The following is a 9,558-nucleotide window of genomic DNA, read 5'->3' on the forward strand; positions in this document are numbered from 1 at the left end:
TTTGTATCCTATTTTCATATATGGCTTTTTCTAAACTTGCTTTTGTTTCTGGGTCCAGTTCTTTTTTTGCTGGCTTGCCATAGTCCATGGTGTATTCGCCTACAAAGTTTCTTACTTCATCATTACCGCTTTCGCCAGGAGCAAACTCTAATACAGCGTAATTTTTCCCTGGTGTATCAGTATATGCAAAACCTACAGCAGAGTACAAAGGACTAAGGATGCAGTGAAGTACAAAATTTTCTTCTGTTATAACACCATTTGATTCAAGCAGTTTATCGTACATACTCTTACCGTCAAGATTACTTAATTTTTGATAAGACCATATATCAAAGGCCTCATCGACACTCATTGTTCCAACACTTTGAGCTAGTCCATCACGACTTGACCTACTACCATTTGGTGTTACCAGATCATTAAAATTAGAACCATCTGGTCTATTAAAATCAAAACCAGTAAGGCTAATATCAAATAATCTTTGTACGGCTAACAACTCTAATCCAGGTAGCATATAAATACTATTAACAAAGTCTTCCTTTGATCCCCAGAAATCTCTTATATATCGACAGTCAGGATTGGAATTTTCCATTCTAAAAGGAACATTCTTATCCCACATTTCTGATCTTATTTTCTTCATCGCTGCTAGAACTCGGTCTCTTGTTTCCTGGTCTTGTTTTAGGTTTATGGTTATACTTTGGCTTGTTGGGCTGTCTGTTGACATGCCTAAGTCAAGCTTGGTGCTAGCATAAGAAATGCTAGAGCTTGCTGGATTTACAAGTCCTACAGCATTTGCTGACAGGCTTGCTAGAAGTGTTAAGGCTACAATTTTGTTTATTTTTTTCATAAAAACTCCTTTAATTATATATTAATTATATTGTAACATATTTTATTTTTTTAGCAAAGTAATGTAGTATTTATTTTTAATAAAAAGATAACTTATAATGATTTAGTTAGGATTTCCAAAAGGATCATCAAATGCAAGAGCTCGTAAGCTTCATATCCCTTTTTCATTCTCCATCTAGAAAGCTCAATACATCATCATAGACAAGTTCTTTATTATTTTCATTTAGGATTTCGTGTTTCATTCCCTTATATATTTTTGATTTTATATGCTTATATCCGATTTCTTTTAGGAAATTTAGGCTATTTTTTATCCCCTCATTACCCTTGGTTATGATGTCATCTTCACCTACCATATTATAGATTTCAAGGTTAGGATTTTTGCATTTGTAAGTTGATTTTCGACCCAAGAGCTTATTTATTTCTATAAGGGTTTTGGAATAAGCAATTTTGAATTTGAATATCCTAAGTGGGTCGTTTGCTTTTGCTTCAATGTTTTGTGGATTGTAACTAATAAAATCTAATCCCTTCGCACCAACTATTGCATCAATAAGCCTACTTTCAGCCTTATCACCAAAATAAAAACTAGCTACATTAAAGAAAAAAAACCCAAGTCCTGCCACCTTATTTACAGGTACAGTTCCGGTAATAATTAATTTATCTAGCAAGTCGTCGTTTTTTCTTAAAAATAACCTAGCTATCATTGAGCCCATAGAATGACCTAGCATATAATATTTTAGTCCTGGATATGATTCTTTCATGTATTTTGCAACCATGATTTGATCATCAATTAATTCTTCTGCTCTTTTCATATAGCCATTTGGATAGGTAGTTGAAAGACTCTTGCCATGTCCCCTATGATCTCCTATTACAACTATGTAGCCATTTTTATTTAAAAATTTGGCAAAGTCTAGATAATTTCCAGAATGTTCTGCCACACCGTGAATTAGTTGAACAATTGCTTTGGGATTTTCGCAGCTTAGGATTCTTACAAAAGAATCAAAACCATCGGTATTTGTAAGGTAGACTTCTTCATAAAAATCCTCTTTTCTAACAGTCTGTCTTTTAAAATATTTGCTTGTCATATTTAATGACTTGTAGCGAATATTCTTTATCAAATAATAAATTTGTGGAATTAGTAAAATTAAAATCCCAATATTTAACTTAATTAGCATTAACATATCCTCCCTTCAGCCTTTTTTAAATCTTCACTTCCCTTATATTCAGCACTAGTTTTTATAATAATTTCTACTGCCTTGACCATATTTTCAAGACTCATAGAAGCCGCTGCCCTCTTATTCAAAACTTGGGCTGGCAAATAAGGAACATGGATAAAACCTGCTGATATGTTTTTATATTTTTCTGCCAAATACAAATCATTATACATAATGAAATTGCAAACAAAGGTCCCAGCAGAGTTTGAAACCGATGCAGGAATTTTTTCTTCTCTTAGATTTTCAACTATTGCCTTGATTGGTAGAGTTGAAAAATAAGCGTTTTCACCATCCCGCCTAATTTTTTCATCAATAGGCATCTTCCCATCATTATCTGCAATTGAAGCATCTGCTATATTTATAGCCACCCTTTCTACTGTAATATCAGGCCTGCCACCAGCTTGGCCAAGGGAAATAATTATATCTGGCCTTGCCCCTCTAATTTTTTTCTCGAGCAGATCCGCAGTGCCCACAAATTTTGTTGGCAAGAAGAGTTTTTCTAATTTGTGTCCATCAATTTCATCACCAAGCTTATCTAAAATTAGACTTGCCGGGTTTATTTTTTCGCCACCAAAGGCATCAAATCCTGTAATTAGTATTTTCATAATTCACCTCTATATTTATTTACCATAAAGTATGAGTTTCTAAACAAAATATTAAATATTTATAGTATAATGATAAAAAAAGGAGTAAAGATGACTATTAAAAAAATAAATGGTGAAGACTTATTAAAACTTGACCCTTCCTATAAAATTATAGACGTTAGAACTGCGGAAGAATATAAAAACGGCCATATCAAAAATTCCATAAATATTCCCCTAGATAAAATTTTGGAAAATGACTTTGATCTTGCCAAGGACGAAAAGCTTGTAATCCACTGCAGGACCAATGGCAGGTCTGGGATGGCTATAGAAAAGCTAGCTGAACTTGGCTATAAAAACTTAAAAATGGCGCCAGGTGTTGAACTATACGACTACGACCTAATCAAATAAAAGGCCTTGCCAGGCAAGACCTTTATTTGTTGATATTTTTTTCTAAAACTAAGCCTGCCAAGTATCCACTTAGGACTGATAGGCCTATGAGAATTATCCAGCAAACTATAAAATGGCTAACATTGCTATAGTCTATAAATTTCCCAACACCAGGAAATGATCCCGGTCTTTCTGTAAAACCTGTCAATCTTAAGATTGAATCATAGCCATTTTTACTAATCATAAGGCATGATATAGCTTGAAGGTATAGTTTTTCAAGCTTGATATTGCCTGCCAAAACCAATTGAATTAAGAGGACAAAGGGCATTACTGTCATGGCTGTTTCTGTATTTTTAACTAGGGCAGAAATTAGGATTCCAAGTGCATTGGATGCATAAATAATAAGGAAAAAACTAATAAACAAACCTGGCACTACCATATAGTTGTCAATATTTTTATTGTAAAAAATTGTTAGTAGAATTGTTATTATCAAGGCTTCTATTAGGACTATTAAAAGCCCAAAAATCATATGGCTTGCTATGTATGATTTAATGTCAAGCCCCTCCCTGTATTCGTGTTTAATAATATCTCTTTCCTTGCATATTGAAGTAATAGTATTAAAAATTCCAAGCCAGAGGCAGGCACTAGCTAGGATAAAAATAGCTGTTCCAGCATCAGAAGAGGTGGTAAGGAAACTGTCTGGACCAGTGATTAGCCTGACTATAAGTGGGGTTGTAATTGCACCTAATAATACTACTAGCTTAGACTTATTTTTAAAATCCCTAATTAATTTTCCAAAATACACTTTTATCTGTTCTTTTTTAGATAGGTAATTCATTCCTGTCCCTCCCTTTTAAATTTTTCTATATAATAATCTGTATCCTCAAGCAACTTATCAACAATTGTTTCTATATTTTTTGTATCGAAAAATTCCATAGCTTCCTTTGGACTTCCATAAAAAGCTAATTTGCCGCAATTTTCACTTTGACTTTTCCCAAGGACTAAAATTTTATCAAATAATTCTACTGTCCTATCAGGACTGTGAGATATGACCATAATTATCTTCCCCTTATCTGCTATTGTCCTTAGATTGGTCATAATGGACCTGGCATTATAGCCATCAAGCCCTGAATCTGGTTCATCTAATAAAAATACAACCGGTGATGCTATATATTCACTAGCTATTGATAACCTCTTTCTCTCTCCCCCAGATAAATCCTTTACTAGGGAATCTTTTATGTTGGTTAAATTCATCATATCAAGGATTTCAAGGACATATTGGTTTAGGAGGTCATCATCTTTTGTAAAATCTCTTGGTAGCTTCAATTCACCAGCATTTTTAAGGGTCATAAAGACAGTATCATTGTCCCTAGATAAGTCAAATTGAGGAACAGTTGAGACCATTCTTTTTGCTAGGTCAAAGTTTTTAGAAAAGTCTATATTGCCTACACTTATTGATGCCTTAGAATTATCTTGATTTAAAAATTCATTAAAGAGAGTTGATTTGCCTGCTCCTGATGAACCAAGAATTAAAATAAGATCACCTGCCTTGGCAGAAAATTTTATGTCTTTGAGAAGTGTTTTTGGCCCATTTTCTGTTATTACCACCTTCTCTTTTATATCAACATCCAATATATCATCTTTGCTAATATTTACAGCTGCTAGGGCCTTAGATTTTTTCTGGTAGTCTTCTAATTCATTTTGATAATATAAGGTGCCATCCTTTAAAATAAACATCCTTGAGTCATTTATAAGGAAGTCGTTATTATTAAATAAGGCCTCTTCGTAAATCTTTCTATTATTCAAATAAAGTCCATGAGAAGATGGCTTAATAAAGAGTCTTCCATTGGCAAAATTTAAAAAATCAAGATCTAGGGAAAAGCTTTCACCTATTTTTTCTTCATTCCATTTGACATCTTCCTGGTCTAAAATTGTATAAATCAAGGAAAGTCCATCTATCTCTATAAAATCATTGTTGTGAAGATAGTATTTGTCATCAGAATCTAGAATTTTCTTATTTACGAAGAATTTTGCTTTAGGTCTTGCCTTGATATAATAACCCCTATAGTCATTTGACAAAATAGAACCGTCTTCTAATTTTATCTCCTTATCAAATTTTAATATATCAATGTTTTCATTGAGTTTAAATACCAGAGGATAAATATTCTCATTTAAAATCTTATCAGCAGCATTAATACTCTTGCTTAAATTATCATAAATCTCTAAAAAAGGTTTTGTCATTGGACTGGCTTCTTTATTTTTTACCCTATCTTCTAAATAGGGAGATCTTTTTACCCTTGGCCCATCGTTTGAGACTAAACCCCCACAATTTGGACAATATTTATAACCCAATTTTAATTTATGGGAACATCCAGGGCACTTTTCTTTTAACAAATACTTATCCATCTAATTCTCTCTTATGGCCACAAACTGGGCAAAAATTTGAATTTGCATCATATACTGCACCACAACTTGTGCATTTTCTTGTAGCATTTGTAAGTATATTTATCTGGCTATTAAGGTCGATGAGATTATCGTAGAGATTTTTGATTTTCTCCCTCTCTTCTTTAAAATCTGGAAGAACTTCCCCCTTCTCTAACCTGTCATAAACCTCACAGCCTAATAATCTCAAAGCTTGATTCATTTCCTCTTCTTGGATTTTGTATTCTTTTTTAAGCTTATTTTCTTCTAATTTTGTTTTAGCAGACTCACTGACCTTAGAAGAAGCCTTGCTAACCTTTGTAAATACTCCGTCTAAAAATTCCATACTTATTCCTTTCTTCTGCTTATATACTAGCATAATATAGCAAGTTAATCAACTAAATATATTGCTTTTTTAAATATAAAATAGACCTTTTACTTACAAAAAAATCCCTCAAAACGAGGGAATTTCTACTATAATTTCTTAACTTTTTTTGCTTGTGGGCCTCTTGGGGCTTCTATCTTTTCAAATTCCACATTATCTCCGGTTTCTAGCCTCTTAAATTCTTCTTCAGAAATAATATCCGAAAAGTGAACGAAGAGGTCTTCTCCTCCCCATTTTATAAAGCCGAAACCTTTTTTGTTATCAAAAAATTTAACTACACCTATACTCATTTTGCCGCCTTTCTTACTGAAAATAAGACTCTTAAAGTTTCTTCATTAACTACGCCCATGGTATCCTCATCAAAAATCCTTATGTCAATAAAACCAATTTTTTCAAGCAAAGTTTTTACATAATCAATCCCGTAAATTCTTTCTTGTTGGTATTCCTCAATTCGATCGTAGGTCCCATCTGGATTTTCCACAAAGAAATTTAGATTCATATCGATTAGGTCATCTTCTAGGTAATTATCCCATGTATAAAAAATATCCTCATGCTCGTAAACATAGCATTCTGACCCAAATATCTCTCGCATTTTCATCTCTGAATTAATATCAAAAACCAAAAGGGAATCGTCCTTGAGGTTGTCATAGGAATTTCTAAAAAGTTTTTCAAGGTCAGCTGGATCTGTGACATAGTTTACACTATCTAAAAGGATTACAATAAGGTCATAAAAATCTTTTTTCTCATATTCCACCATATCATAATAGATGAGATTGACCTTGTCATTGTCGTATTTTTCTGCAAAACAATTTAGCATATCTGTTGAAATATCAAGGGCATCTATACTCTCAAAGTCATCGAAAAAATACTGGGTGAGCATGCCTGAGCCACAAGCGAGCTCAAGCATATTCTCATTTCCTATTTTATATTCTTTTGCCAAGTCCTTAATGTTTTGGGCATACATTGGGTAGTCTATATCAAAACTTAGTTTGTCATAGATATAGGAAAAGTCTCCGTACATTACTTATCCTTTATTTCTTCAAGGCTTGCCTTGGTTTTTTCTAGAAGATCCTTATAATCGGCTAATTTTTCTCTTTCTTTATTAACAACTGCTTCTGGAGCCTTATCTGTAAAGCCCTTATTTGAAAGCTTGCCTTCTGCCCTTTTGATTTCAGCTTCGATTTTTTTAATCTCGCCTTTTAGACGTTCTCTTTCCTTGCCGTAATCCATTAATTCGTCTAGGGACATATAAACAGAAAACTCGTTAAAGACTAATTTTACAAGGCCGTCATCAGAAATATTTGCTTGGAACTTTTCTAAAACTTCTACCTCACTTGCGCTTGCAAGGTTTACAAATTGAGCTTTGATTTGTTCAAGTAGGTCTTTATTCTTGTCATTTTCAGCAACAATTGTTAGCTTTTGCTTAGTTTTTGCAGGAACATTCAGACTTGCTCTTTGGTTTCTGATTGCAGTTATTGCCTTAATTACAGAATTTACGTTTTTCTCTTCTTCTATGAAGTTAAATTCTTCCTTGATTTGTGGCCAATCTTCTACAATTAGCATGTCTTTCTTATTTGGAAGTGAAGAATAAATTTCCTCTGTGATAAATGGCATAAATGGATGAAGGATTATTAGCATTGATTTTAGGACATAAAGAAGAACTTTTTTTACATTAGCTTTTGCCTCTTCATCATCACCATAAAGTCTAATCTTAGCAAATTCTATATACCAATCACAGTATTCATTCCAAATAAAGTCCTCAATCCTGTCTGCTGCCATACCGATTTCGTATTTATCAAGGTTTTTAGATACGTCTTCTATAACTTGGTTAAGTCTTTTGAGAATCCACTTATCTTCTAGTGTCAAGTTTTTGCCATCAAAGTCTAAGTCATCAGACTCATCTATATTCATAAGGACAAATCTTGATGCATTCCACAACTTATTGGCAAAGTTTCTTGATGCAAGGAGCCTATCCTCATCATATCTCATGTCATTTCCTGGAGAATTGCCTGTTATCAAGGTAAATCTTAGGGCATCTGCTCCGTATTTGTCAACAACATCTATTGGGTCAACACCATTACCAAGTGACTTACTCATCTTTCTACCTTGACTATCTCTGATTAGACCTGTAAATAAAACGTGGGAGAATGGAACTTTTCCAGTTGTATAAAGGGAAGCAAATACCATTCTGATTACCCAGAAAAAGATTATGTCATAGCCTGTAATTAGAATATCTGTTGGGAAGAAATAATCAAATTCTTCGTTTTCTTCTGGCCAACCCAGAGTTGCAAAAGGCCAAAGGGCTGATGAGAACCAAGTATCAAGAGTATCTTCTTCCTGAGTAACTTTTTTGCCTTCGAGCATGCCGTTTTCATCTGGTTCGTCTTCTGAAACTATGATCTCCCCGTCTTCTGTATAGAAAACTGGAAGTCTGTGGCCCCACCATAGCTGACGAGAAATAGTCCAGTCTCTGATATTCTCTAGCCAGTTCATATAAGTTTTTGAAAGATTATCCGGAATTAATTTTAATTCGCCAGAATTATAAGCATCTATACACATCTTGGCAAATTCGTCCATCTTTACAAACCATTGCTTAGAAATTAGTGGCTCGATTACAACGTCAGTTCTTTCAGAATAACCAACTGCGTGGTCGATTTCCTCAATTTTTACAAGGAGACCTTTCTCTTCAAGATGAGCTAGCATAGCCTTTCTTGCTTCATATCTTTCCATACCAGAATATTTGCCGTAGCCTTCTACGATATGAGCCTTAGAGTCTAAAACAACACATTGGCCAAGATCATGGCGGGCTCCAACTTCAAAGTCGTTAGGGTCGTGGGATGGGGTGATTTTTACACAACCAGTACCATATTCCATATCTACATAAGAATCTGCAATTATAGGGATTTTCCTACCTACAAGTGGGAGGATTAAATTTTTGCCAATCTTATCTTTAAATCTTGTATCTTCTGGATTTACTGCCACAGCAAGGTCTCCAAGCATGGTCTCTGGACGGGTTGTAGCTATAGTTATAAAATCATCTGAATCTTCATAGTGGTATTTGATGTACCAAAGCTTGCCCTTTTGGTCTTTGTGGTAGACTTCTGCATCAGAAATAGCAGTTTCTGCCATCGGATCCCAGTTTACAATCCTATTACCCCTGTAAATCAAACCGTCATCGTACATTTTCTTGAAAACTCTTTTGACAGCACGAGTTAAATTTTCATCCATTGTAAAGGAGTCGTGGTCCCAATCGCATGAAACACCAATAGTCCTTAGTTGTCTTTTGATTGTACCACCATATTCGTGGGTCCAATCCCAAGCTTCTTTAAGAAAACCATCTCTGCCTAAATCTGCCTTAGTCTTACCTTCCTTAGCGATTTTACCAACTACCTTTGCCTCTGTAGATATAGAAGCATGGTCAGTGCCAGGTATCCAAAGGGCTTCAAAGCCAGCAAGTCTCTTATACCTAATTACTATATCTTGCAAAGTATTATTAAGGGCGTGGCCTAGGTGGAGTTGGCCTGTTACATTTGGTGGTGGCATTACAATTGTAAATGGTTTTTTATCTGGATTTACCCCTGCCTTAAAATAACCACCGTCTTCCCATTTTTCATAGATTTTTTTCTCAAAATCCTGTGGATTATATTTTGTATCCATATTTTCTCCTCTCAATTAAAAAAAATGGCAACGCATTCTAGGACGAATTATCGCGTTACCACCTAAATTTCTT

General features: G+C 34.3%; 10 protein-coding genes. 1 reads left to right on the forward strand and 9 read right to left on the reverse strand.

What is annotated here, in order from left to right; all coding sequences use genetic code 11:
* The 3 genes from RQ893_RS06495 to pcp form a co-directional block, all read right to left on the reverse strand.
* Positions 1 to 841, reverse strand: an 841-nt coding sequence (locus RQ893_RS06495; protein ID WP_311482238.1) for a hypothetical protein, incomplete at its 3' end; no start/stop codon positions are given.
* Between the two features lie 163 nt (positions 842 to 1,004).
* Positions 1,005 to 2,012, reverse strand: coding sequence for an alpha/beta fold hydrolase (locus RQ893_RS06500; protein WP_311482239.1), 1,008 nt, complete (start codon positions 2,010 to 2,012; stop codon positions 1,005 to 1,007).
* The gene (gene pcp, locus RQ893_RS06505) at positions 2,012 to 2,656 is read right to left on the reverse strand and encodes a pyroglutamyl-peptidase I (RefSeq protein WP_311482240.1); all 645 of its coding nucleotides are present in this window, start codon (positions 2,654 to 2,656) and stop codon (positions 2,012 to 2,014) included. Before pcp ends, RQ893_RS06500 begins: the two co-directional genes overlap by 1 nt.
* Positions 2,657 to 2,746: 90 nt before the next feature.
* Between pcp and RQ893_RS06510 the strand changes: the two genes are divergently transcribed.
* On the forward strand, positions 2,747 to 3,043 hold the full coding sequence (locus tag RQ893_RS06510; RefSeq protein ID WP_311482241.1) for a rhodanese-like domain-containing protein: 297 nt from the start codon (positions 2,747 to 2,749) through the stop codon (positions 3,041 to 3,043).
* A 22-nt stretch (positions 3,044 to 3,065) separates the two neighbouring features.
* Here RQ893_RS06510 and RQ893_RS06515 read toward each other — a convergent pair whose 3' ends face one another.
* The 6 genes from RQ893_RS06515 to RQ893_RS06540 all read right to left on the reverse strand — a co-directional run bounded on the left by RQ893_RS06515 (position 3,066) and on the right by RQ893_RS06540 (position 9,485).
* Positions 3,066 to 3,860, reverse strand: coding sequence for an ABC transporter permease (locus RQ893_RS06515; RefSeq protein WP_311482242.1), 795 nt, complete (start codon positions 3,858 to 3,860; stop codon positions 3,066 to 3,068).
* The gene (locus RQ893_RS06520) at positions 3,857 to 5,263 is read right to left on the reverse strand and encodes an ATP-binding cassette domain-containing protein (RefSeq protein ID WP_311482243.1); all 1,407 of its coding nucleotides are present in this window, start codon (positions 5,261 to 5,263) and stop codon (positions 3,857 to 3,859) included. The genes RQ893_RS06515 and RQ893_RS06520 overlap by 4 nt, the downstream gene beginning before the upstream one ends.
* 157 nt (positions 5,264 to 5,420) lie before the next feature.
* Positions 5,421 to 5,789 (reverse strand): zinc-ribbon domain-containing protein, encoded by a 369-nt coding sequence (locus RQ893_RS06525; RefSeq protein WP_311482244.1) that lies wholly within the window; start codon positions 5,787 to 5,789, stop codon positions 5,421 to 5,423.
* Positions 5,790 to 5,917: 128 nt separating this feature from the next.
* On the reverse strand, positions 5,918 to 6,118 hold the full coding sequence (locus RQ893_RS06530; protein WP_311482245.1) for a cold shock domain-containing protein: 201 nt from the start codon (positions 6,116 to 6,118) through the stop codon (positions 5,918 to 5,920).
* Positions 6,115 to 6,849, reverse strand: coding sequence for a class I SAM-dependent methyltransferase (locus RQ893_RS06535; RefSeq protein ID WP_311482246.1), 735 nt, complete (start codon positions 6,847 to 6,849; stop codon positions 6,115 to 6,117). The genes RQ893_RS06530 and RQ893_RS06535 overlap by 4 nt, the downstream gene beginning before the upstream one ends.
* Complete coding sequence (locus RQ893_RS06540; RefSeq protein ID WP_311482247.1) at positions 6,849 to 9,485, reverse strand: valine--tRNA ligase; 2,637 nt, start codon at positions 9,483 to 9,485, stop codon at positions 6,849 to 6,851. Before RQ893_RS06540 ends, RQ893_RS06535 begins: the two co-directional genes overlap by 1 nt.
* Positions 9,486 to 9,558: the final 73 nt, after the last annotated feature.

The sequence above is a fragment of the uncultured Anaerococcus sp. genome (genome assembly GCF_963510915.1).
Classification (GTDB): Bacteria; Bacillota; Clostridia; order Tissierellales; family Peptoniphilaceae; genus Anaerococcus.